Raw genomic sequence first — 21,235 nt, forward strand, 5'->3', positions numbered from 1 at the left:
CCCATGCGACTGGCCCTTTTCGACCTCGACCACACCCTCATCCCCCTGGACTCCGACCACGCCTGGGGCGAATTCACCGTGCGCCTGGGCTGGCGCGACGCCGAGGACTTCCGCCGCGCCAACGACGGCTACTACGCCGACTACAAGGCCGGCACCCTGGACATCCACGACTACGTGCGCTTCGCCACCGGCGCGGTGCGCGAGCGCGGCCTGGCCGAGGGCCTGCGCGCGCACGAGCGCTTCATGGCCGAGGTGATCCGCCCGGCCATGACCGAGGCCGCGCGCGCCCTGGTGCGCCGCCACCAGGACGCGGGCGACACCGTGCTCATCGTCACCGCCACCAACGCCTTCGTCACCCGGCCCATCGCCCAGGCCTTCGGCGTCGAGCAGCTCATCGCCATCGACCTGGCCACCGATCCGTCGGGCGAACTCACCGGTGCCATCGCGGGCGTCCCCTCCTTCCGCGAGGGCAAGGTCGCCCGTGTGGAACAATGGCTGGCCGATCGCGGCCTGCGCTGGTCCGATCTGGCGCACAGCACCTTCTACAGCGACTCGATGAACGACCTGCCGCTGCTCGAGAAGGTGGACGAACCGGTGGCCACCAACCCCGATCAGCGCCTCGCCACCCTCGCCAAGCAGCGCGGCTGGCGCATCCTCAATCTCTTCGAATGATCAAGAAATTCATCGACAAGCTGCTGGGCAAGGCCAGTGGTGCCCGCGCGGGCTCGCCCTTCGGCAAGCGCCAGGACGTGCCGGCCAGCGTGCACGGCATCGACCCCAAGCTGGTGGACCAGCGCGCGCTGGACGTGGTCCGCACGCTCAAGCAGGCCGGCTTCGAGGCCTACATCGTCGGCGGCGCCGTGCGCGACCTGCTGCTGGGCCTGCGGCCCAAGGACTTCGACGTCGCCACCAACGCCACGCCCGAGCAGGTCAAGGGCCTGTTCCGGCGCGCCTTCATCATCGGCCGGCGCTTTCGCATCGTGCACGTGGTCTACGGCCGCGGGCGCGAGCACGAGGTGATCGAGGTCTCCACCTTCCGCGCCTACCTCGACAGCGCCGACGCCGAACAGGTGGCGGGCAACGAGCGCACCAGCAAGGGCGAGCTCTCGGGCATGAAGCACGCGGTGGACGCCAGCGGGCGCGTGCTGCGCGACAACGTCTGGGGCCCGATCGAGCAGGACGCGGCGCGCCGCGACTTCTCGGTCAACGCCATGTACTACGACCCCGAGACGCAGACCGTGGTCGACTTCCACCACGGCATCCGCGACGCGCAGAAGAAGCAGCTGCGCATGATCGGCGACGCCGCCACGCGCTACCGCGAGGACCCGGTGCGCATCATCCGCGCCGTGCGCTTCGCGGCCAAGCTCTCGCCGCTGGGCTTCAAGCTCGACGCCAAGACGCGCGAGCCGCTGCAGGCCTCCAAGTCGCTGCTGCAGGACATCCCGCAAAGCCGCCTGTTCGACGAAATGCTCAAGCTGCTGCAGACCGGCCATTCGCTGGCCAGCCTGCAGCAACTCAAGGCCCTGGGCCTGGACCGGGGCATCTACCCGCTGCTCGACGTGGTGGTGCAGCGCGCCGACGACCCCTTCGTGCAACTGGCCCTGCAGGACACCGATCGCCGCGTGGGCGAGAGCAAGCCGGTGGCGCCCAGCTTCCTGCTGGCCTGCGTGCTGTGGGCCGACGTGCGCCGCGGCTGGGAGCGCCGCATCGAGTCGCGCCCGGGCCACAAGCCCGTGCCGGCCTTCGCGGCCCTGCAGGACGCGATCGACGAGGCCTTCGATGCGCGCATCGGCGACGTGTCGGGCCGCGGCAAGCTCGGCGCCGACATGCGCGAGATCTGGCTCATGCAGCCGCGCTTCGACAAGCGCACGGGCAGCGGCGTCTTCACGCTGGTGGAGCAGCCGCGTTTCCGCGCCGGCTTCGACTTCCTGCGCCTGCGCTCGCAGGTGGGCGAGGTGGAAGAGGAACTCGCCCACTGGTGGGAGACCTTCAGCCTGGCCAGCGACGAGCGCCGCCGCGACATGGTGGACGCCCAGCGCAACGCCGGCAAGGGCGCGCCCAAGGCGCGGCGCGTCAAGCGCGGCGACCCGGACCACCCGCAGAGCGATGTCGTCGAGGACCCTCGCTTCCGCCCGGTGGACGAGGACGGCGACGACGACGAGTCCCTGGGCGACGGGCCTTCGCAGGCGCCTGAGGCCGACGCCGAACCCGGCGGCGCGCCCGCCAAGAAGCGCCGCCGCCGACGCCGCAAACCCGGCGGCGCCGCGCGCACGGAGGGCGGCGAAGGCGGCGAGGGCAACCCGCCCGCCGGAGGCGATGGGGCGGCCTGAGCTACAGGCCTACGTCGCGCTCGGCGCCAACCTGGGCCAGGCCGCGGCCGCCGTGCGCGGGGCCCTCGGCGCCCTGGACCACACCCCCGGCCTGCGGCTGGTGCGCGCCTCGTCCCTGTACCGCAGCGCGCCGCACGAGGCGCAAGGCCCCGACTTCGTCAACGCGGTGGCCGAGATCGCCACCACGCTCAGTGCGCCGGATCTGCTGGGCGCCCTGCAGGCCATCGAAACCGCGGCCGGCCGCGAACGGCCTTACCGCCACGCCCCGCGCACGCTCGACCTCGACCTGCTGTTCTACGGCGAGGGCCGCATCGATTCGCCCACGCTGACCGTTCCGCACCCGCGCTGGCGCGAGCGCGCCTTCGTGCTGCTGCCGCTGGCCGAGATCGCGCCCCACCGGGTGCCGGCCGAGGCCCTGGCCGCTGTGGCGGGCCAGGCCATCGAGCGGTTGCGCGGGGCCTGAGCGCCCTCAGGGGGCCAGCCGCTCGCGCACCCAGGCGCCGTCCTGCAGCCGGTAGCGCAGCCGGTCGTGCAGCCGGCTCTTGCGCCCCTGCCAGAACTGCCAGTTGTCCGGCACCAGCCGGTAGCCGCCCCAGTGCGGCGGGCGCGGCGGCTTGAGCAGGAACTGCGCGCCGTACTTCGCCGCGTTGGCCACCAGCACCGAGCGGCCCTCGATCACCTCGCTCTGCGGGCTGGCCCAGGCGCCGATGCGGCTGTCCAGCGGGCGGCTGTGGAAATAGGCGTCGCTTTCGTCGGCGCTGGTGAACTCCACCCGGCCCTCGATGCGCACCACCCGCTCGAGCTCCACCCAATGGAACTGCAGCGCCGCGTAGGGGTTGCCCGCCAGTTCGCGGCCCTTGCGGCTGTGGTAGTTGGTGTACCAGACGACGCCGCGCTCGTCGTAGCCCTTGATGAGCACGATGCGCGTGCTCGGGCGCAGGTCCGATCCCACGGTGGCCAGGGTCATGGCGTTGGGCTCGGGCACCTGGGCGGCGATGGCTTGCTGCAGCCATTGGTCGAACTGTTGCAGCGGGTCGGCGTGCGAGGCGTCCTCGCTCAACTCGGCCTTCTCGTAGCTCTTGCGCAGGTCGGCGATGTTCATGGCGGCAGTGTAGTGAGGCGGCCGATCAGTCGGCCAGTTGCAGCAGCTTTTCCAGCGCGTGGTCGTGGATGCCGTGGGCCTTGAGCCCTTCAAACGTGCGGCGGGCGTAGTCCAGCGTGGTGCCGTAGCGCCCGCAGGAGCGCGAGAAGATGTCGCGGTAGCGCTCGGGTGTGAGCTGGCCGGTGAAGCTGGGGCTGCGGCGCGAGAGCGTGAAGGCCAGCGCGCGCACGCTGCCCTGCGGGGTCTGCACCCGCAGCCACTTGGGGTCGTAGACGGGGTTGGGCATCTCGCGCGCCCACAGGCGTGGCATCAGCGCCTCCACCTGCTCGTGCGGCACGCGCAGCGCCAGGCCGTCGCAGCTGCCGCCCGACAGGAGCGCGAACACCAGGCCCGGGCATTCGGGCGTGCCGCGGTTGACGCGGCTCCACATCTGCAGGCCCCGGTGGTGCCCATGCACGCGGCCGGGGCGGCTCTCGACGGCCTCGAACTCGGGCCGCCAGACCAGCGAGGCGTAGCCGAACACCCAGAGGTCCGGGCGCTCGCCCTGGGCGCGCCAGTCGGCCAGGGTCTCGGCCATCATGGCCGCGCCGTCGCGCTGTTCGGGGATCCAGGTGCGCAGGGGCTTCATCCGGCCTGCCTACAATGCCGGATTCGCCGATTCACGCACACCACAGGAGCTTTTTGCATGGCCACACAGGATAACGAACCCGAACAACGCGTCGTCGCGGTCGTCCTGATTTCCCTCATCGCACTGATCATCGCTGGCGTACTGGGCCTGGGCGTGTTCAAGGCGCGCGGCGACAAGGCCGCTCCCGCGGCATCGGCCACCGCCGCGCCGGCGCCGGGCGCCATTGCCATTTCCGCCACCGACGCCAGCGTGGTGGTCGACAACGGTGTGGTGAAGTTCTATTTCGCCACCGGCAAGGCCGATCTGGCCTCCGGCGCGCTGGCCGCGCTGGCCGAGGCCATCGAGGCCGCCAAGGGCGGTTCGCGCCTGGTGGTCTCGGGCTTTCACGACGCCACCGGCGACCCGGCCTTCAACGCCGAGCTGGCCAAGCAGCGCGCCTTCGCGGTGCGCGACGCCCTGGTGGGCGCGGGCGTGGCGGAGAGCAGCCTGGAACTGAGCAAGCCGGCCGTGACCACCGGCACGGGCGCCGACGCCGAGGCGCGCCGGGTCGAGGTGGTGATCGTGCGCTGAGCGCGGCACCGTTCGCCAGACAAAAGGCCCGGTTCGACCGGGCCTTTTCATTGGGGGTGGGGCCTCAGCGCAAGCCCTGGCCGGCGGCGTGGTCGTCGGCGCGCTGGATCAGCTCGATCTTGTAGCCGTCCGGGTCCGTCACGAAGGCGATGACCGTGGTGCCGCCCTTGACCGGACCGGCCTCGCGCGTGACCTGGCCGCCCGCGGCCTTGATCTTCTCGCAGGCCGCGTAGGCGTCGGGCACGCCCAGGGCGATGTGGCCGTAGGCCGTGCCCATCTCGTACTGCTCCACGCCCCAGTTGTAGGTGAGCTCGATCTCGGCCTGCGCCGGGTTGCTCTCGAAGCCCAGGAAGGCCAGCGAGTACTTGTACTCGGGGTTCTCGGAGGTGCGCAGCAGCTTCATGCCGAGCACGTTCGTGTAGAAGTGAATCGAGCGCTGGAGGTTGCCCACGCGCAGCATGGTGTGGAGGAGTCGCATGGGGTCGATTGTCACCGAGCCTCGAAGACCAGGCAGGTCGTTGTGGCATGCGCGTACAGGGTGCCGTCCGGGCCTACCAGGCGGGCCTCGGCGGTGGCGAGCTGGCGGCCGGCGTGGATCACCTGCCCGATGGCCCGCACGCGCTGCACCTTGGGCGTGAGGGCCTTGACCAGGTTCACGCCCAGCTCGGCCGTGGTGTAGGCCCGGCCCGGCGGCATCTTGGTGTGCACGGCGCAGCCCAGGGCCGAGTCGAGCAGGGTGGCGAACCAGCCACCGTGCACCGAACCCATGGGGTTGAGGTGGCGCGCCAGCGGCGCGCCCTGGAAGGTGGCCATGCCGTCGGCCACGGCCACCAGGTTGAAGTCCATGGTGGCCGCGATGGGCGGGAAGGGCAGCTCGCCGCGCAGCATGGCCTGCATCAGCTCCAGGCCGCTCTTGCCCGCGACCTGCTGCGGCGTGGAGACGCCCGCGCCCGGCCCTTTGGCCATGGCCTCGAGCACGGCCTTTTCCTCGTCCAGCCAGCGTTGCAGGGTGTCGCTCATCGGTCGCTCCGTGAAGGTTGTATATGCATGAATTGTAGATACAATCGTTGCCATGTCGACTGTCGCCGCCGTGTCATCCGCGCCGCCCAAGCCGCAGGGGTGCACCAACCTCAAGCTGCGCCAACTGGTGCGCGCCGTGGGCGCGCTGTACGACGCCGAGGTCGGCAAGTCCGGCCTGAAGATCACGCAGTACTCGCTGCTGTCCTACATCGCCAAGCTCGGGCCGATCCGCGCGGTGGAGCTGGCGCAGCAGATGCACATGAGCGCGTCCACGCTGTCGCGCAACCTGCGCCCGCTCATCGACGCGGGCTGGGTGGAGCAGGCCGCCGGGCCGGACGCGCGCAGCTGGCTGATCCAGGCCACGCCCGAGGGCCAGGCCAAGCGCGCCGAGGCGCAGCGCCGCTGGCGCGCGGCGCAGGAAACGGTGAACCAACGCCTGGGCGCGGCGCGCGTGGTCGCGCTGCACGCCCTCATCGATCAATCCCTGGCGCTGCTGGACGGCGCGGAGCCCCACCATGACAACGAGTGAACCCCGCGCCCGCCTGTGGTGGCTGGTGCTGCTGGCGGCGGCCGGCGCCTTCGCGCTCACCATGGGCACGCGCCAGACCATGGGCTTTTTCCTGTCGCCCCTGAACACGGCCACCGGCCTGGGCGTGGGCAGCATCAGCCTGGCCTTCGCCTTCGGCCAGCTGTGGTGGGGCCTCACGCAGCCCTTCGCGGGGGCCTTCGCCGACCGCGTGGGCGCGGGCCGCGTGCTGCTGATCGGCGTACTGCTGGTGGCCGCGGGCACCTTCCTCACGCCCTACATGACGACCACGCTGGGCCTGATCTTCGCGCTGGGCATCCTGGCGGCGGGCGGGGCGGGCATGGCGGGGCCCTCGGTGCTGATGGCCGCCGCCAGCCGCCACATCGCGCCCGAGCGGCGCGGCATGGCCACGGGCGTCGTCAACGCCGGCGGCTCCTTCGGCCAGTTCGTGATGGCGCCGATCGCGGCCGGGCTCACGGCCAGCCTGGGCTGGGTGGGGGCCCTGCAGGCGCTGGCCTTCATCACACTGCTGGCGCTGCCGGCGGCCTGGGTGCTGCGCGGCGGGCCCAGCGGCGCGGCCCAGGCCGCCGCCCCGGCGGCGCTGCCGGCGCGCGAGGCGCTCCAGCGCGCCTTGCGGCACCGCGACTACCTCATGCTCGCCGCCGGCTTTTTCGTCTGCGGCTTCCACGTGGCCTTCCTGGCCACGCACCTGCCGGGCGTGGTGGCGGCCTGCGGCCTGCCGGCACCGGTGGGCGCCTGGGCGCTGGGCGTCATCGGCCTGTTCAACATCGTGGGCAGCCTGGCCATGGGCTGGGCCGTGGGGCGCTGGCGCATGAAGTCGCTGCTGGCCCTGGTCTACGCCACGCGCGCCCTGGCGGTGCTGGTGTTCCTGCTGGCGCCCAAGACGGAGGCGGTGCTGCTGGTGTTCGCGGCCGTGATGGGCCTGAGCTTCCTGTCCACGGTGCCGCCCACGGTGGGGCTGGTGGCCAAGTTTTTCGGCACGGGCAACATGGCCATGCTGTTCGGCGCGGTGATGTTCACGCACCAGGTGGGCGGCTTCCTCGGCGCCTGGCTGGGCGGGCGCGTCTTCGAGGCCACGGGTTCCTACGACTGGGTCTGGTACGTGGACATCGTGCTGGCCGTGGGCGCGGCGCTCATCCACCTGCCGATCCGCGAGGCGCGGCCGGCGCCGCGGGCGGCGGCGGCGTGAAAGGGGCCTGCGGCGCCATCGGCAGCTACACGTTTGTGGGGAAAAAACTGGACCAGCGGACGTATTACTTTTTGGGTGATGGTGGGCGAGATATACGCCGCCATGCAGTCTCGAAAATTGGCTGTTCAACCTTCACACACCCCTCGCGGATCAGGAAGTCCCATAACTCCATCTGGAGAGAGTCAAGGCTCTGCGCAAGTTGGATAAGTTTGTCTGTATTCATTGAGCGCTCAGACGGTCTGCCAGATTTCCGGCGCCAATCAAATTGCGTTAGTTTTCCATCTGGCGTATCTGACCAGATGTGATGAGTGACCGAGTTGCGTTGACCTTCGAAGCCAAGGACTCTGTCTGCAAATGCCTCTAAATAGAGAGCGTTGCTTACCGACGCTACGTCTCTCTTCACGATCTGCTTGAACAGCCGCATGCGACTTTTGAATCCCATTGGCTTACCGTCATTTGTGAGCGCAGGCCCGCTGTTCATGTGTTCTAGCAAGCTGTCGATACTGTCTTCAAGCATCGCCCATTTGACGGTGACCAAGCCAACGCCCCAAACTTCATCAGCCCCGATAGGGAGTTGAAACTTGAACGCTACATTCCTCGACTTGAACATGCCGGCACCATTCCCAAAAGAGTCAACACCACCGCCCATGGATGACGTGCTCAAGCGCATGCTGAACACGCCACCAGACCCAAAGAAAAAGACGGAGCCGAAGGCTCCGCAGGAAAACAAACCGGCTTAGGGCCGATTGTTCATTCGGTGTAGTAAACCTTGTCGCTGCTCGATGCCTGCATCAGCTTGATCGAGTGGTAGCAGTCGTCACGACGGACGTAGCTCTCGCTACTGCGGGCGATCTCCTCGCCGTTCTTAGCGTAATAGATCCAGTACCACTGGCCGCTGTTATCTTTCTTTTGCCAATAGCACGGGTATTGCACTTCAGCCATAGGAGCCTCCCAATGGAAAGCTACGGTTTTACTCATCAATACAAAGGGCGTCAATTCTCGTTTGCGATCTGCGCGTCTGACGCTGAAGAAGCAAAGGGAATCGCCGCTTCCATGAGCGGCGCAGAGTTGGCTGGAGTCCTGCTACTTGAGGAGAAGCAGGAGCAAACTTTCAAGCGACGGCTTGCGACTCGTGGATTTGGAGTTTCCGTTCCTCGATTGAGAACTCGGGGGCTTCTGGGAGGGTTGCCAAGGCGTAGCCGGTAACCGGTGCAGGCGTGCCGCATGGCACATCAGCCCAGTCTTGCATTCGCTGCGTCTCGGACAGCCGCGCTGTACTTTTCACGGACTGCTGTACGGGTCGCCCTTCGGCGAGGTGTCCGGGGGCCGCTGGGTATTGGCCTTGCCCGGCCAGCGCTTGTCGGGCTTGGGCACCTTGTCGAGGGCCTCGCCGGCCTTGTCCATGCCGCGTCCCCAGGACTGGAAGAACTTGTGCACGGGGGTGTCGCCGCGCGGGGCCTCGGCCGCCGGCGGCGCGGCCTGGCGGGACGCCGGCGGGGGCGTGCGCTTGGGTGGGGGCGACGAGGCCTGGGCCTGGGCAGCGCCCACGGTGGCCATGAGGCCGGCGCCGGCCAAGGCAATCACGAACGGCAAGAGCTTCATCGGGGACCTCGCAGGGGTGGGCGGGTGTGCCGGCCAGACACTACACCGGCACCGTGTAGTTCAGCGCCATCCGCCCCCCGTCCACCGTGACGATCTCGCCCGTCACGTAGCTCGCGGCGTCGCTCGCGAGCCAGGCCACCACGTCGGCCACTTCCTCGGGTTCGCCCAGGCGCTTCATGGGGGTTCGGCTGAGGATCTTGCGGCGCGCGTCGTCGCTGGTGAGCACGGCCTGGGCCGCCAGTTCGGTGGCGATGGTGCCCGGTGCCACCGCGTTCACGCGGATGCCGTGGTCGGCCAGGGCCAGCGCCATCACGCGCGTGAGCTGGTTGATGCCGCCCTTGCTGACGTTGTAGCTGGCGATGCTGGGGATGGCCATGACGCCGTTGACCGAGCTCATGTGCACGACGGCGCCGCGCACGCCGCCCTGCACCATGGCGCGCGCCACGGCCTGCGCCACCAGGAAGGCGCCCTTGAGGTTGATCCGCAGCACGGCGTCGAAGTCGGCCTCGCTGATCTCCAGGAAGTCGGCCGCCTTGAAGACGCCGGCGTTGTTCACCAGCACGTCGATGCGGCCGGCCTCGTCGAGCACCTGGGCCACCAGCGCGTCCACCTGCGCCTTGTCGCCCACGTCGCAGGCGACGAAGCGCCCGTTGAGTTCGCTCGCCAGCGCTTCGCCGGGCGCGCGCGCCACGTCGGCGATGAACACCCGCGCGCCTTCGCGCGCGAAGCGGCGCGCGCAGGCCGCGCCGATGCCCTGGGCGCCGCCGGTGACGATGACGACGCGGTCGTGGTGGCCGAAATGGATGGCGTTCGGGACGGTCATGGCGGTGTCTCCGTCATCAGCAGGCCATGCAGGTGGCCAGGGCCTGGTCGACGCGCGCGCGCGTCTGTTCGATGAGGTGGTCGAGGAAAACCTGCGTGCGCCGCGGCACGAACTTGCGGCTGGGCAGGGCGGCGTACATGGTCAGGCGGTTGGTGATCCAGGGGCTGAGCACGCGCACCAGGTCGCCGTCGGCCAGCAGCGGCGCGGCCAGTTCCACCGAGGTGGCGGTGATGCCCGCGCCGTCCAGCGCGGCGTGGATCAGGGTGTCGTTGTGGTTGGCCCAGACCACGGGCTGGGCATCCACCTCCACCACGCGGTCGCTCTCGTTGGCGTTGAGCAGGCGCCATTTGCGCGAGCGCCCCGCGGCCGGCTTGAGCCGCAGCAGGTCGTGCTGCGCCAGGTCTTCCGGGCGCTGGGGATGGCCGCGCCGCGCCAGGTAGGCGGGCGAGGCCAGCAGGATGCCCTCGGTGCTGACCACCTTGCGCGCGATGACGTTGGCGTCGAAGCTGGCGTCGGCGCCGATGAGGGTGATGTCGTAGTCCTCCACCGGCGGCTCGCGGTGGGACTCCACCTCGATGTCGAGCCGGATCTTGGGGTAGGCCTGGCGAAAGCCCGCGAGCATGGGCGCGAGCACGTGCATGGCCAGCACGGGCGGCGCCAGCACGCGCAGCACGCCGGCCAGCTCTTGCGTTTGCGAGCTCACGAGCGCACTGGCCTCTTCCAGGTCGAGCAGGATCTGGCGCACGCGCTCCAGGTAGACCTCGCCGGCCTCGGTGAGCGAGACGCGGCGCGTGGTCCGGTGCAGCAGGCGGGTGCCCAGGTGTTCCTCGAGGTCGGCCACCAGGCGCGTGACGACGGCGGGGGAGAGGTCCAGCGCGCGCGCGGCGGCCGCAAAGCCGCCTTCGTCCACCACTCGCTGGAAAGCGCGCATGGAATGCAATCGGTCCATGGGATCGTTGTCTGGCCGTGCAGGCCTCTAATTGTTGCGAAAACGGAAACAGTTTAGCGCGACTCGGGCGCGGCGGGCAGCTCGACGCGCACGCTCAGGCCGCCGCCCTCGCGCTCGGCGAGGGTGAGCGCGCCGCCGTGCTGCGCCACGACGCGCGCGACGATGGACAGGCCCAGGCCGCTGCCCGGGGCTGTGGAGCCGTCCAGGCGCACGAAGCGGCGCGTCGCCCGCTCGCGGTCGGCCTCGGGGATGCCTGGGCCGTTGTCGTCCACCGTCAGCCGCACGCGCCCGCCCTCGGTGCGCGCCTGCACGTCCACGCGCCCGCCGTGGGGGGCGTGGCGCAGCGCGTTGTCCACCAGGTTGTTCAGCAGCACGCGCAGGTCTTCCTCGTCGCCGGCCACCCAGGCGGCGTCGCTGGGCGCCAGGCCCAGGTCGATGCCGCGCTGGTCGGCGCGCGCCGAGAAGGCGGCCACCACCCCGGCCGCCAGGATGTCCAGGCGCAGCGGGCGCGGCTCGCGCTCGCGCACACCGGGCTCCAGCCGGGCCATCTGCAGCAGCTGCGCCACCAGGTGGGTGGCGCGTTCGATGCCGCGGTCGAGCTCGTCGAGCGCCGCCGTGCGCGTGGCCTCGCCGCTGCGCCGCGCCAGCTGGGCCTGCAGCTTCACCGCGGCCAGGGGCGTGTTGAGCTCGTGCGCCGCGTCGGCCAGCAGCGCGCGCTGGCTGCCCAGCAGGGCCTCGACGCGCGCCAGCAGTTGGTTGAGCGCATCGCCCAGCGGCACCAGTTCCTCGGGCAGCGCCGCGGTGCCCACGGCGTGCAGCTCGCCGCCCTCACGGCGGCGCAGGTCGCGGCCCCAGGCGTTCAGCGGCGCCAGGGCCTTGTTCACGGCGGCTTGCATCAGCAGCCACATCACCAGCACCAGGACGCCCAGCGGCGCGAGCAGGCCGGGCAGGAGCTCGCCGAAGCGCGCCAGCCGATCGGCGTTGGTGACGGCCACCTGCACGATCTGGTCGCGTTCGGCCAGGGTGTAGACCCGCCAGTCCTCGCCGTTCCAGCTCGCCACGCTCAGCCCCGGGGCCTGCAGCGGCGGCCCGCCCCCGACCACCGAGCTGTAGACCAGCCGGCCCTGGGCGGTCCAGATCTGCGTGGTGAAGTGGCCCAGGTCCTGAGCCGGGCCCTCGGGCGTGTCCGGGGCGGTGGTCGGCGCCGGCGGGGACGGGCTGGCGGCGCCTGGTGGCGGCCGCAGACCGTGGCGGACCACCGAGTAGGCGATCGATTGCAGCACGCTGTCGCGGGAGCGGTTGAAGCCGTCCCAGGCCAGCTGGTAGGTGATGAGGCCTTCCAGCGCGGCGGCGGCCACCAGCGCGCCGATCTGCCACAGCAGCAGCCGCTGGCGCAGGGACCTCATTGGGGGTCGACCGGTTCGACCAGCTTGTAGCCCACGCCGCGCACGTTGCGCACCCAGGCCGGGCCGAGCTTGCGGCGCAGGTGGTGCAGGTGCACCTCGACGGCGTTGCTGAGCACCTCGTCCTGCCAGGAGTACAGGCGCTGCTCCAGCTGCTCACGCGAGAGCACGTGGCCGGGGCGTTCCATCAGGGTGGCCAGCAGGTCGAACTCGCGCGGCGACAGCGCCAGGCGCTCGCCGTTCAGCGTGGCCTCGCGCCGCGGCGGGCTCAGCACCAGCGCGCCCAGGCGCATTTCGGGCTGCGGTCGGCCATGGCGCCGGCGGGCCAGCGCGTGCACGCGCGCGACCAGCTCGTCCAGGTCGAAGGGTTTGGTGAGGTAGTCGTCGGCGCCCAGGTTGAGGCCGGCGACGCGGTCGCTCACGGCGTCGCGCGCGGACACCACCAGCACGGCGATGTCCAGCAACTGCTCGCGCATCCAGCGCAGCAGCTGCAGCCCGTCCTGGTGCGGCAAGCCGATGTCGAGCAGCAGCACCTCGTGGCCGCCGGCCTGCAAGGCGGCTTGCGCGGCCAGGCCGTCGCGCACCCAGTCCACGGTGAAACCGGCCATGCCCAGGCCTTTTTCAAGGCCCTGGCCCAACATGGTGTCGTCTTCGGCAAGGAGCAGGCGCATGGTTTGGCGGGCAAAGAACCAAGTGTGCGCGAAAACGCGGCCCGAATCGACGGGGGCGCATCTGGTAGAAACCGGGCCTTTGCGGAGCCCCCATGAGCACCTTCACCCGCGTCATTCTGTTCACCGACACCGACGGCCGTGCGCGCTTCCGCGAAGAAGCGCTGGCGCTGGACGGCGGCTCGCCCGCCGCCCGCCTGTCGGCCCCTCAGCCGGCCAGCGGTCTGGTGCTGCGCGAAAGCCCGGTGGGGTTTCGCAGCCAGTTCCATTGCACGGACGCGCCGCAGTGGCTCATCGTGCTGCGCGGACGCATGGAAATCGGCCTGCAGGACGGCAGCAGCCGCGTGTTCGGCCCGGGCGAGCACTTCTACTCGGCCGACACCTTGCCCCCCGGCGCCACGTTCGATCCGGCCGTGCACGGCCACTGGAGCCGGCAGCTGGGCGATGAGCCGCTGGTGACGGCTTTCGTCAAGACCTGAAGCTGGCCGCAGCCGACGGACTGGGCGCGTGTCCCGTGCTCCAACCCAGGGACGCCGCGGAACCGGCTTTGCCGGGCCGCCGGCGCCCCCCTTGAGGGGGCCGCGCGAAGCGCGGCGGGGGTGGTTTAGTTGTTGCCGATGCGGCCGTAGTTGGTGCGCAGCGGATCGACGTTGCCTTCGCCGCGCTGGCCGCCACCGCCACCACCCTTCTTGTTGTTGTTCTTCTTCTTGAAGCGGTTGCTGGTGCGCATGGCGTCGATGCCGGTGCGCAGCGGATCGGGCTGGCCGTTCGGGTTGGCCTGGCGTGGGCGCGGCTCGCGGATGCGCAGGCTGCCCAGGTGGGCGTTGGGGCCTGGCTGGCGCTCGTAGCCTTCCTCGCCTTCGGCGCGCGGCGGACGATCGCCGCGCGGCGGGCGCTGGCGCGGCTGGCCCTGGCCGCCGCCACCCTGGCCGTGGTGCTGACCGCCCTGGCCGTTGCCCTGCGGGCGCGGGCCCTTGGCTTTCTGACCCTGGCCCTGGCCACGCGGCTGACCATCACCCTGGCCGCGGCCACCCCGGCCTTGGCCCTGGCCCTGGCCTTCGTTGGACTTCTTCTCGCGGATGCGCTGCACCATCTCCTGGCGCGCGGCCTTGGCCGCGGCGGCCATCACGTCGCGGCTGGGCGGCTTGCCCGCGCCGCCCCAGAGGGTCTGGCGGCCCATGGCGATGGGCTCGGCCTTCTCGCCGGGCTCGGGCATGTACTCGGCGAACATCTCCACCGGGATCTGCTGCTTGGTGAAGCGCTCGATCTCCATCATGAAGCCTTCTTCGTCCAGGCTCACGAGGTTGACCGCCTGGCCTTCTCGGCCCGCGCGGCCGGTGCGGCCGATGCGGTGCACGTAGTCTTCGCAGATGTTGGGGATGTCGTAGTTGACGACGTGCGGCAGCTCATCGATGTCGATGCCGCGCGCGGCGATGTCGGTGGCCACCAGGGCACGGATCTCGCCGCTCTTGAAGCCGGCCAGCGCCTGGGTGCGCGCGCCCTGGCTCTTGTTGCCGTGCAGCGCCATGGCCGTGATGCCGTTCTTGTTGAGGTAGTCGGCCACGTTGTTGGCGCCAAACTTGGTGCGGGTGAAGACCAGCACCTGGCTCCAGTTGTGCAACTGGATGATGTGCACCAGCAGCGACTTCTTCTTGCCCCGGCCCACGGGGTGGATCACTTGGGTGATGCGCTGCACCGTGGTGTTGCGCGGCGTGACCTGGATGTGCTGCGGGTCCTTCAGCAGGCCCTGGGCGAGGTCACGGATTTCGTCGCTGAAGGTGGCGGAGAACAGCAGGCTCTGCTTGCTCTGCGGCAGCAGGGCCAGCACCTTCTTCACGTCGTGGATGAAGCCCATGTCGAGCATGCGGTCGGCCTCGTCGAGCACGAGGATCTGCACGGCCGACAGGTCGAGGAAGCCCTGCTGCTGCAGGTCGAGCAGGCGGCCCGGCGTGGCCACCAGGATGTCCACGCCGCGCTTCATGGCGTCGATCTGGGGGTTCATGCCCACGCCGCCGAACACCACGGCGGAGGTCAGGTTCACGTGCTTGCCGTAGACGCGCACCGATTCCTCGACCTGGGCGGCGAGTTCGCGCGTGGGCGTGAGCACCAGGGCGCGGATGCCGATGCCGCCGAAGCGGTTGGTCGGGCGCTGGCCCTGGGAGAGGCGCTGCAGCATGGGCAGCGTGAAGGCGGCGGTCTTGCCGGTGCCGGTCTGGGCGCCGGCGAGCAGGTCGCGGCCCGCCAGCACGGCGGGGACGGCCTCCACCTGGATGGGGGTGGGCGTGTGGTACCCGTGCTCGTGCACGGCTTGCACGATGGCCGGGGCCAGGTTCAATTCTTCGAATGTCATTATGTGAATCTGCGCCCTTCCAGGGCGCTGGGGCATCGGCCACACGGGGAGCACCGCTCGGGTGCCGCCCCGCTCAGTCCGGGGCCGATGGATTTCAGGGGGAGTTGGCGGCGTCCGCGCGGGAGGCACGCCCCAGCAGGCAGCTGGTGTCGGGCCAACTGACGTGCCCGAACGGCCGTATTGTCGCATGGGTCGATAATCCGTGGTTTCGCGCGATGCCTCGCGCTGCAAATTTCCCACAGAAAGACCATGGCTCAGTACGTCTTCACCATGAACCGGGTCGGCAAGATCGTGCCGCCCAAGCGACAGATCCTCAAGGACATCTCCCTGTCCTTTTTCCCGGGCGCCAAGATCGGCGTGCTCGGCCTGAACGGCTCGGGCAAGTCCACGCTGCTCAAGATCATGGCCGGCCTCGACAAGGAGATCGAAGGCGAAGCGACCCCGATGCCGGGCATCCGCATCGGCTACCTGCCGCAGGAGCCTCAGCTCAATCCCGACCAGACGGTGCGCGAAGCCGTGGAAGACAGCATGGGCGAGGTGCGCGCCGCGCAGAAGCGCCTGGACGAGGTGTACGCGGCCTACGCCGAGGAAAACGCCGACTTCGACGCGCTCGCGGCGGAGCAGGCCCAGCTGGAGGCCATCATCGCCACCGCCGGCACCGACTCCGAGCACCAGCTCGAGATCGCCGCCGACGCCCTGCGTCTGCCGCCCTGGGACGCCAAGATCGGCCTGCTCTCGGGGGGCGAGAAGCGCCGCGTGGCCCTGTGCTGCATGCTGCTGTCCAAGCCCGACATGCTGCTGCTCGACGAACCCACCAACCACCTGGACGCCGAGTCGGTGGAATGGCTGGAGCACTTCCTGCAGCGCTTCTCTGGCACCGTGGTGGCCATCACCCACGACCGCTACTTCCTCGACAACGCCGCCGAGTGGATTCTCGAACTCGACCGCGGCCATGGCATTCCCTACAAGGGCAACTACTCCAGCTGGCTGGAGCAGAAGGAAGCCCGCCTCGAGCAGGAACAGCGCACCGAGGACGCGCGCCGCAAGGCCATGAAGGAAGAACTCAAGTGGGTGCGCTCCAACGCCAAGGGCCGCCAGGCCAAGAGCAAGGCGCGCCTGGCCCGCTTCGAGGAACTGAGCGACGTCGAATACCAGAAGCGCAACGAGACCAACGAGATCTTCATCCCCGTGGCCGACCGCCTGGGCAACGAGGTCATCGAGTTCAAGGGCGTGAGCAAGAGCTACGGCGACCGCCTGCTGATCGACAACCTGAGCTTCTCGGTGCCCGCGGGCGCCATCGTCGGCATCATCGGCCCCAACGGCGCCGGTAAGTCCACGCTGTTCAAGCTCATCACCGGCAAGGAGCAGCCCGACAGCGGCGAGGTCAAGATCGGCCAGACCGTGAAGATCGCCGCCGTTGACCAGAGCCGCGACGGCCTGGCCGGCGACAAGACCGTCTGGGAAGACATCTCCGGTGGCCTGGACATGATCACCGTGGGCAAGTTCCAGATGCCCAGCCGCGCCTACTGCGGGCGCTTCAACTTCTCGGGCGGGGACCAGCAGAAGCTGGTGAAGAACCTCTCGGGCGGCGAGCGCGGCCGGCTGCACCTGGCCAAGATGCTCAGCGAAGGCGGCAACGTGCTGCTGCTGGACGAACCCTCGAACGACCTCGACGTGGAAACCCTGCGCGCGCTGGAAGAGGCGCTGCTGGAGTTCGCCGGCTCGGCCCTGGTGGTGAGCCACGACCGCTGGTTCCTCGACCGCATCTGCACGCACATCCTGGCCGCCGAAGGCGACAGCCAGTGGTTCTTCTTCAACGGCAACTACCAGGAGTACGAGGCCGACAAGAAGCAGCGCCTGGGCGAAGAGGGCGCCGCGCCCAAGCGCCCGCGCTTCAAGAGCCTGGCGTGACCGAAGAGCAGGTCGTCGCCGCGACGCGGCACTGGATCGAGAAGGCCGTCATCGGCCTCAACCTGTGCCCGTTCGCGCGCGCCGTGTGGGTGAAGAACCAGGTGCGCATCGTGGTGAGCACCGCGCGCCACGTCGACGGCCTGCTCGACGACCTGGACCGCGAGCTCGAGCTGCTCGCGGCCACGCCGCCCGAGCGGATCGACACCACGCTCATCGTTCACCCCACGCTGTTCCCCGACTTCGAGGTCTTCAACGACTTCCTCGGCGTTGCCGACGAGGTGGTGGCCGAGCACGACCTGGAGGGCGTGATCCAGGTCGCCAGCTTCCACCCCGACTACCGCTTCGAGGGCACCGAGCCCGAGGACATCACCAACGCCACCAACCGCTCGCCGTTTCCCACGCTGCACCTGCTGCGCGAGGACAGCGTGGCCCGCGCCGTGGCCAGCGAGGGTGGCGACGCGGACGCCATCGTGGCCCGCAACATGGACACCTTGCGCCGCCTCGGGCCGCAGGGCTGGCGCGAGCTGCTGTCGGCGCCGGGCGACACCAAGGCCTGAATTGCCGGGGCGGGCTGGCCTTTTCCGCCCTTTTGGGACTATGGTTCGCGGGGCACAATGCCCCCGCCGTTCGTCGTCGATGCCTTTGCCATGCCCAATTCCCCCCTCCCGGCCCTTGACCTCTGCCTGAAGGAGGCACTGGACCAGTGCCGGCAATGGATCCCCGCCTGGATCGACCGCGTGCACGGCCTGCTGCGCGAGCGTGAGCTGGCGCAGACCCAGGTCCACGAGCGCCAGGCCCTGCTGGAGGCCCACCAGGCGGTGCACCGCCAGCGCGACGCGGTGGCCCGCCACTGGCTGTCCGCCCTGGCCGATCGGCTGGAGCAGGCCCCGGCCGCGAGCGCGCAGGCGCGCAAGCCCGCGCTCAGCCTGGACGAACTCGAACTCATGGGCGACGACCAGGTGCACGAGCGCGTGGAGATCGCCCGCGCGCAGCAGACGGCCATGCTGTCGGCCGACGACGCCTTCAACGAATTCACCGCGCGCCTGTCCACCGCGCAGGGCTTCAAGGTGGTCAACGCCGAGCTCAATCCGCTGCGCGTGCAGGTCTTCGTCGAAACCCTGCTGTCCTCGCTGAAGGGCCTGGACGTGACGCCCGCCGCGCGCGCCCGCTGGCTGCGCGTGGGCGCCACGTCGCTCGGTGAATCGCTCGACCTGTTCTACCGCCACCTGAGCGCCTGGCTCAACGCCCAGGGCGTGCAGCCGGCCGGCTACGCGGTCGTGATGGCGCCCGAGTCGCGCGCCGTGGTCGAGGAAGAACTCATGGGCCAGGACCTGCTTGAAGGCCCGATGAGCGACCAGGAGGCCCTGCTCACGCTGGACCACCTGCACCGCCTGCTGGTGGGCGACACCGAAGGCGGCGAGGGCGCTCGCCGCGCCAACGACGCCATGACCCGCGCGCTGGCCGGCGAGGTGGTGACGCTGATGATGCAGCGCATCGCCACCGACAAGCGCCTGCTCAAGCCGGTGCGCGGCCACCTGCAGGAGATGAAGCCCGCGCTGCTGGAGCTCGCCACCAGCAACCCACGCTTCTTCGCCGACCGCAACAACCCCGCGCGGCGCCTGCTCGATGCCGTAACCGCGCGCAGCCTGGCATTCACCAGCGAACAGGACGAGGGCTACAGCGGCTTCCTGCAGGAGCTGCGGCACGTGGTGTACGAACTGCGCCGCCCCGGCAAGACCGACCTGGCCGACCGCTTCCCCACGCTGCTCGACCAGCTGCGCCAGTTCGAGGACCGCGCCGTGCCGCGCGGCGAGCGCGAGGCGCGCGGCCGCGCCGTGCAGACCCTGGTGAAGGTGGAGCAGCGCAAGCTGCTGGCCGAGAAGATCGCCAACGAATTCCGTGCCCGGCCCGACTACCCCAGGACGCCGGGCCCGGTGCGCCGTTTCCTCACCGGCGTGTGGGCGCAGGTGGTGGCCAAGGCACGCATCGACGAGGCCGACAACCCGCCGCTCACCTCCGGCGACCCCACCTCCAAGCGCTACGTCGACATCCTGTCCGATCTGCTGTGGTCCAGCCAGCTGGCGCTGGCCAGCCAGAACCGGCCGCGCCTGGTGCGCATCATCCCGCCGGTGCTGCGCACCCTGCGCGAAGGCCTGGACGCCATCGACTACCCGCGTGACAAGGTCGAGGCCTTCTTCCAGACCCTGATGGGCCTGCACGAGGCCGCCTACAAGACCCAGCGCAGCGGCGAGGCCGCACCCGCGCCGGCCGAGGCCGACGCCAGCGTGCTCAACCCCGACGACGCCGAGCTCTGGATGCGCCAGCACGAGGCGAAGGCCACCAATTTCTACGACGACTCGCTGCCCGAGACCACGCAGCCCGGCTTCGCGGCCACCCAGCCCATGCAGCGCGAATGGGTCGACATCAAGGCCGGGATGGTGTTGCGCGACGCCACCTCGCTCGCGGTGGGCAGCTGGTTCGATCTGTACCAGGAAGGCCAGGCGCTGCGCGTGCAGCTCACCTGGGCCAGCCCGCACGGCACGCTGTTCCTGTTCGGCACCGCCTCGGGAAAATCCATGTCCATGACGCGCCGCGGCGTGGACCGCCTGATCGAGCAGGACAAGCTGCGCGTGGTGGCCGACCACAGCGTGGTCGACGAGGCGCTGGACGCGGTGGCCCAGCAGGCCCTCAAGAACTCGGGCAAGCGTTAGCCGACGCGATCCGCCGCCGTGCGGGCGGGCGTGTCCTCGTCCTGGGGGTCGCCGCCGCCACTGTCCCGGCGGCGCAGCAGCTTCTTGCGCACCAGGTGGATGTTGTTGCGCAGCGCGTACAGCTCGTCGGTGTACGACAGCGGCACCACCACCTTCTCCACCTTGGCTTCCATGCCGTCGAGCTGCTCCAGCAGGTCGTCGGGCGTGGCGCTGCCCGACTCGGCGCGCTGCTCCACCTCGCGCAGTTCCGCGTACCAGCGGAACACGCGCGAGCGGATGCGAAAGGTGTAGAGCGGCGGCACGATGCGCGAGAGCGGCAGCGCCAGCGCGATGATCAGGCCCAGCGCCAGCCACATGCGCTCGATCACGCTGGCCGCCCAGAAGGGCAGGTAGCGCTGCAGGAAGGGCAGGCCGCCCTTGTAGGCGCGCTCGGCCTCGCCCGCCGCGGGGAATTCGCTGTGGTCCAGGTTCGGGTATTCGCGCGCGCGGTTGAACCAGCCGGCGCCGCTGTGCACCTCCATGGCCGTCTGCGCGAACAGCTGCAGGATGGCCGGGTGGGTGTCCGAGCGCGCCAGCAGCGAGGTGGTGGAGGCCACCAGGCGCACGTTGCGCGGCGGCACGTTGCGCGCCAGGTCCACCATGCCCTGTGGCATGGTCACCGGCGTGAGGTAGCCGAAGCGGCGCGAGTAGGCCTCGGCCTGGGCGAAGTCCAGCAGCTTCACGCCCGGGGTCTGCAGCAGCATCTGCACCATCAGCGATTCGGGCGCCGAAGCGAACACCACGGCGTCGAGCTGGCCGTCCAGGAAGGCCACGGTGGCCGGCGTCTGCTCCAGCCGGCTCAGCGTGATCTGGCCGGGCTCGATGCGGTTGACCTCCAGCAGGCGGTTGAACAGGCGCGGCACGCCGCTGCCCGGTGTGCCCACGTTGACGCGCCAGCCCTTGAGCTCGGCCAGGTTGCGCAGCGTGCCATCCCTGGGGCTGATCTTGCGCGCGGCGGCCTCGCGGTAGAACAGCCAGAGCGGCTCCACGAACAGGCTGCCCAGGGAGACGATGCTCTCGTCGTCGTCGTAGCCCATGTCGGCGGTGCCGCCCTGCACGAAGCCCAGCTCCACCGTGCCCTCGCGCAGCCGGTCCAGGTTGTCGGCCGAGCCTTCGGTGCGCACCAGCTCCACCGTGATGCCGTGGCGCTTGAGCGCCTCGGCGTAGCGCTGGCCAAAGGTGTCGTAGGCGCTTTGTTCCGGCCCGGTGGCCAGCACCACCCGCGTGGGCGGATTGGGCTTGAGCCACCACCAGGTGAAGGCCACCAGCGCGATGGTGATCAGCACGATGGGGCTGCCCGACAGCAGCATCTCCTTGAGCGAAATCAGCGTGTAGCGCAGGGTCTTGGGCATGATGGCCGCGAACATAGCACGCGGCCGCGCGGGCGGCCGTT

General features: G+C 70.0%; 23 protein-coding genes. 10 read left to right on the forward strand and 13 right to left on the reverse strand.

The window, feature by feature from the left end:
* Positions 1 to 3 precede the first annotated feature (3 nt).
* From BHU06_RS02685 to folK, 3 genes are read left to right on the forward strand one after another with little or no spacing between them, the layout of a single operon-like run.
* Positions 4 to 672 carry an HAD family phosphatase gene (locus BHU06_RS02685; protein ID WP_070397582.1) on the forward strand — a complete coding sequence of 223 codons (669 nt, stop codon included), beginning with the start codon at positions 4 to 6 and terminating at the stop codon, positions 670 to 672.
* Positions 669 to 2,330, forward strand: coding sequence for a polynucleotide adenylyltransferase PcnB (gene pcnB, locus BHU06_RS02690; protein WP_070397583.1), 1,662 nt, complete (start codon positions 669 to 671; stop codon positions 2,328 to 2,330). The genes BHU06_RS02685 and pcnB overlap by 4 nt, the downstream gene beginning before the upstream one ends.
* A complete protein-coding gene (gene folK, locus BHU06_RS02695; RefSeq protein WP_070397584.1) occupies positions 2,317 to 2,793 on the forward strand; it encodes a 2-amino-4-hydroxy-6-hydroxymethyldihydropteridine diphosphokinase in 477 nt (158 codons plus the stop codon). The genes pcnB and folK overlap by 14 nt, the downstream gene beginning before the upstream one ends.
* A 6-nt stretch (positions 2,794 to 2,799) precedes the next feature.
* Here the strand turns inward: folK and pdxH are convergent, their stop codons facing one another.
* Together pdxH and BHU06_RS02705 are read right to left on the reverse strand one after the other, a co-directional pair.
* A complete protein-coding gene (pdxH, locus tag BHU06_RS02700; RefSeq protein WP_070397585.1) occupies positions 2,800 to 3,432 on the reverse strand; it encodes a pyridoxamine 5'-phosphate oxidase in 633 nt (210 codons plus the stop codon).
* 25 nt (positions 3,433 to 3,457) lie between these two features.
* A complete protein-coding gene (locus BHU06_RS02705; protein ID WP_083292838.1) occupies positions 3,458 to 4,060 on the reverse strand; it encodes a gamma-glutamylcyclotransferase in 603 nt (200 codons plus the stop codon).
* 57 nt (positions 4,061 to 4,117) lie between these two features.
* Here BHU06_RS02705 and BHU06_RS02710 point away from each other — a divergent pair, with 57 nt between their 5' ends.
* Entirely contained in the window at positions 4,118 to 4,630 is a 513-nt protein-coding gene (locus BHU06_RS02710; protein ID WP_070397586.1) for an OmpA family protein, read from the forward strand.
* A gap of 64 nt (positions 4,631 to 4,694) precedes the next feature.
* Here BHU06_RS02710 and gloA read toward each other — a convergent pair whose 3' ends face one another.
* The gene (gene gloA / locus BHU06_RS02715) at positions 4,695 to 5,108 is read right to left on the reverse strand and encodes a lactoylglutathione lyase (RefSeq protein WP_070397587.1); all 414 of its coding nucleotides are present in this window, start codon (positions 5,106 to 5,108) and stop codon (positions 4,695 to 4,697) included.
* 11 nt (positions 5,109 to 5,119) lie between these two features.
* Positions 5,120 to 5,650, reverse strand: coding sequence for a PaaI family thioesterase (locus BHU06_RS02720; RefSeq protein WP_139146929.1), 531 nt, complete (start codon positions 5,648 to 5,650; stop codon positions 5,120 to 5,122).
* Positions 5,651 to 5,702: 52 nt separating this feature from the next.
* Here BHU06_RS02720 and BHU06_RS02725 point away from each other — a divergent pair, with 52 nt between their 5' ends.
* On the forward strand, positions 5,703 to 6,179 hold the full coding sequence (locus BHU06_RS02725; RefSeq protein WP_070397589.1) for a MarR family winged helix-turn-helix transcriptional regulator: 477 nt from the start codon (positions 5,703 to 5,705) through the stop codon (positions 6,177 to 6,179).
* Complete coding sequence (locus BHU06_RS02730) at positions 6,166 to 7,386, forward strand: MFS transporter (RefSeq protein ID WP_070397590.1); 1,221 nt, start codon at positions 6,166 to 6,168, stop codon at positions 7,384 to 7,386. The genes BHU06_RS02725 and BHU06_RS02730 overlap by 14 nt, the downstream gene beginning before the upstream one ends.
* Before the next feature lie 64 nt (positions 7,387 to 7,450).
* Here the strand turns inward: BHU06_RS02730 and BHU06_RS22345 are convergent, their stop codons facing one another.
* From BHU06_RS22345 to BHU06_RS02760, 7 genes are all read right to left on the reverse strand, one after another.
* Positions 7,451 to 8,050 carry a hypothetical protein gene (locus BHU06_RS22345; RefSeq protein ID WP_139146930.1) on the reverse strand — a complete coding sequence of 200 codons (600 nt, stop codon included), beginning with the start codon at positions 8,048 to 8,050 and terminating at the stop codon, positions 7,451 to 7,453.
* A gap of 86 nt (positions 8,051 to 8,136) precedes the next feature.
* Positions 8,137 to 8,328 carry a DUF1508 domain-containing protein gene (locus tag BHU06_RS02735; protein WP_139146931.1) on the reverse strand — a complete coding sequence of 64 codons (192 nt, stop codon included), beginning with the start codon at positions 8,326 to 8,328 and terminating at the stop codon, positions 8,137 to 8,139.
* Positions 8,329 to 8,667: 339 nt separating this feature from the next.
* Positions 8,668 to 8,988 (reverse strand): hypothetical protein, encoded by a 321-nt coding sequence (locus BHU06_RS22755; RefSeq protein ID WP_070397591.1) that lies wholly within the window; start codon positions 8,986 to 8,988, stop codon positions 8,668 to 8,670.
* 40 nt (positions 8,989 to 9,028) lie between these two features.
* A complete protein-coding gene (locus BHU06_RS02745; protein ID WP_070397592.1) occupies positions 9,029 to 9,811 on the reverse strand; it encodes an SDR family NAD(P)-dependent oxidoreductase in 783 nt (260 codons plus the stop codon).
* A 16-nt stretch (positions 9,812 to 9,827) separates the two neighbouring features.
* Positions 9,828 to 10,760, reverse strand: coding sequence for a LysR family transcriptional regulator (locus tag BHU06_RS02750; protein ID WP_070397593.1), 933 nt, complete (start codon positions 10,758 to 10,760; stop codon positions 9,828 to 9,830).
* Between the two features lie 53 nt (positions 10,761 to 10,813).
* Positions 10,814 to 12,166, reverse strand: a complete 1,353-nt coding sequence (locus BHU06_RS02755; protein ID WP_070397594.1) for a HAMP domain-containing sensor histidine kinase — start codon at positions 12,164 to 12,166, stop codon at positions 10,814 to 10,816.
* Entirely contained in the window at positions 12,163 to 12,834 is a 672-nt protein-coding gene (locus BHU06_RS02760) for a response regulator (protein ID WP_070397595.1), read from the reverse strand. Before BHU06_RS02760 ends, BHU06_RS02755 begins: the two co-directional genes overlap by 4 nt.
* A 92-nt stretch (positions 12,835 to 12,926) precedes the next feature.
* Here BHU06_RS02760 and BHU06_RS02765 point away from each other — a divergent pair, with 92 nt between their 5' ends.
* Positions 12,927 to 13,310, forward strand: coding sequence for a hypothetical protein (locus tag BHU06_RS02765; protein WP_070397596.1), 384 nt, complete (start codon positions 12,927 to 12,929; stop codon positions 13,308 to 13,310).
* A gap of 125 nt (positions 13,311 to 13,435) precedes the next feature.
* Here BHU06_RS02765 and BHU06_RS02770 read toward each other — a convergent pair whose 3' ends face one another.
* On the reverse strand, positions 13,436 to 15,181 hold the full coding sequence (locus BHU06_RS02770) for a DEAD/DEAH box helicase (RefSeq protein ID WP_070397597.1): 1,746 nt from the start codon (positions 15,179 to 15,181) through the stop codon (positions 13,436 to 13,438).
* Between the two features lie 249 nt (positions 15,182 to 15,430).
* Between BHU06_RS02770 and ettA the strand changes: the two genes are divergently transcribed.
* The 3 genes from ettA (at position 15,431) to BHU06_RS02785 (ending at position 19,803) form a co-directional block, all read left to right on the forward strand.
* On the forward strand, positions 15,431 to 17,092 hold the full coding sequence (gene ettA / locus BHU06_RS02775) for an energy-dependent translational throttle protein EttA (protein WP_070397598.1): 1,662 nt from the start codon (positions 15,431 to 15,433) through the stop codon (positions 17,090 to 17,092).
* Positions 17,089 to 17,649, forward strand: a complete 561-nt coding sequence (locus BHU06_RS02780) for a DUF1415 domain-containing protein (RefSeq protein ID WP_070397599.1) — start codon at positions 17,089 to 17,091, stop codon at positions 17,647 to 17,649. The genes ettA and BHU06_RS02780 overlap by 4 nt, the downstream gene beginning before the upstream one ends.
* Before the next feature lie 90 nt (positions 17,650 to 17,739).
* Entirely contained in the window at positions 17,740 to 19,803 is a 2,064-nt protein-coding gene (locus BHU06_RS02785) for a DUF1631 family protein (protein WP_175442783.1), read from the forward strand.
* On the opposite strand, the gene BHU06_RS02790 is transcribed toward BHU06_RS02785, so the two are convergent.
* Positions 19,800 to 21,194: a TAXI family TRAP transporter solute-binding subunit gene (locus tag BHU06_RS02790; RefSeq protein ID WP_254668102.1), complete on the reverse strand. Its 1,395-nt coding sequence runs from the start codon at positions 21,192 to 21,194 to the stop codon at positions 19,800 to 19,802. The two genes, BHU06_RS02785 and BHU06_RS02790, sit on opposite strands and share 4 nt — an antisense overlap.
* Between the last annotated feature and the right edge of the window lie 41 nt (positions 21,195 to 21,235).

Source organism: Hydrogenophaga sp. PML113, assembly GCF_001777155.1.
Taxonomy (GTDB): domain Bacteria; phylum Pseudomonadota; class Gammaproteobacteria; order Burkholderiales; family Burkholderiaceae_C; genus Hydrogenophaga; species Hydrogenophaga borbori.

What these genes read in the sequence shown, in the direction of transcription:
- BHU06_RS02685 (WP_070397582.1), top strand. Translation starts at nt 4, where the DNA reads ATGCGACTGGCCCTTTTCGACCTCGACCACACCCTCATCCCCCTGGAC.
- pcnB (WP_070397583.1), top strand. Translation starts at nt 669, where the DNA reads ATGATCAAGAAATTCATCGACAAGCTGCTGGGCAAGGCCAGTGGTGCC.
- folK (WP_070397584.1), top strand. Translation starts at nt 2,317, where the DNA reads ATGGGGCGGCCTGAGCTACAGGCCTACGTCGCGCTCGGCGCCAACCTG.
- pdxH (WP_070397585.1), bottom strand. Translation starts at nt 3,432, where the DNA reads ATGAACATCGCCGACCTGCGCAAGAGCTACGAGAAGGCCGAGTTGAGC.
- BHU06_RS02705 (WP_083292838.1), bottom strand. Translation starts at nt 4,060, where the DNA reads ATGAAGCCCCTGCGCACCTGGATCCCCGAACAGCGCGACGGCGCGGCC.
- BHU06_RS02710 (WP_070397586.1), top strand. Translation starts at nt 4,118, where the DNA reads ATGGCCACACAGGATAACGAACCCGAACAACGCGTCGTCGCGGTCGTC.
- gloA (WP_070397587.1), bottom strand. Translation starts at nt 5,108, where the DNA reads ATGCGACTCCTCCACACCATGCTGCGCGTGGGCAACCTCCAGCGCTCG.
- BHU06_RS02720 (WP_139146929.1), bottom strand. Translation starts at nt 5,650, where the DNA reads ATGAGCGACACCCTGCAACGCTGGCTGGACGAGGAAAAGGCCGTGCTC.
- BHU06_RS02725 (WP_070397589.1), top strand. Translation starts at nt 5,703, where the DNA reads ATGTCGACTGTCGCCGCCGTGTCATCCGCGCCGCCCAAGCCGCAGGGG.
- BHU06_RS02730 (WP_070397590.1), top strand. Translation starts at nt 6,166, where the DNA reads ATGACAACGAGTGAACCCCGCGCCCGCCTGTGGTGGCTGGTGCTGCTG.
- BHU06_RS02735 (WP_139146931.1), bottom strand. Translation starts at nt 8,328, where the DNA reads ATGGCTGAAGTGCAATACCCGTGCTATTGGCAAAAGAAAGATAACAGC.
- BHU06_RS22755 (WP_070397591.1), bottom strand. Translation starts at nt 8,988, where the DNA reads ATGAAGCTCTTGCCGTTCGTGATTGCCTTGGCCGGCGCCGGCCTCATG.
- BHU06_RS02745 (WP_070397592.1), bottom strand. Translation starts at nt 9,811, where the DNA reads ATGACCGTCCCGAACGCCATCCATTTCGGCCACCACGACCGCGTCGTC.
- BHU06_RS02750 (WP_070397593.1), bottom strand. Translation starts at nt 10,760, where the DNA reads ATGGACCGATTGCATTCCATGCGCGCTTTCCAGCGAGTGGTGGACGAA.
- BHU06_RS02755 (WP_070397594.1), bottom strand. Translation starts at nt 12,166, where the DNA reads ATGAGGTCCCTGCGCCAGCGGCTGCTGCTGTGGCAGATCGGCGCGCTG.
- BHU06_RS02760 (WP_070397595.1), bottom strand. Translation starts at nt 12,834, where the DNA reads ATGCGCCTGCTCCTTGCCGAAGACGACACCATGTTGGGCCAGGGCCTT.
- BHU06_RS02765 (WP_070397596.1), top strand. Translation starts at nt 12,927, where the DNA reads ATGAGCACCTTCACCCGCGTCATTCTGTTCACCGACACCGACGGCCGT.
- BHU06_RS02770 (WP_070397597.1), bottom strand. Translation starts at nt 15,181, where the DNA reads ATGACATTCGAAGAATTGAACCTGGCCCCGGCCATCGTGCAAGCCGTG.
- ettA (WP_070397598.1), top strand. Translation starts at nt 15,431, where the DNA reads ATGGCTCAGTACGTCTTCACCATGAACCGGGTCGGCAAGATCGTGCCG.
- BHU06_RS02785 (WP_175442783.1), top strand. Translation starts at nt 17,740, where the DNA reads ATGCCCAATTCCCCCCTCCCGGCCCTTGACCTCTGCCTGAAGGAGGCA.
- BHU06_RS02790 (WP_254668102.1), bottom strand. Translation starts at nt 21,194, where the DNA reads ATGCCCAAGACCCTGCGCTACACGCTGATTTCGCTCAAGGAGATGCTG.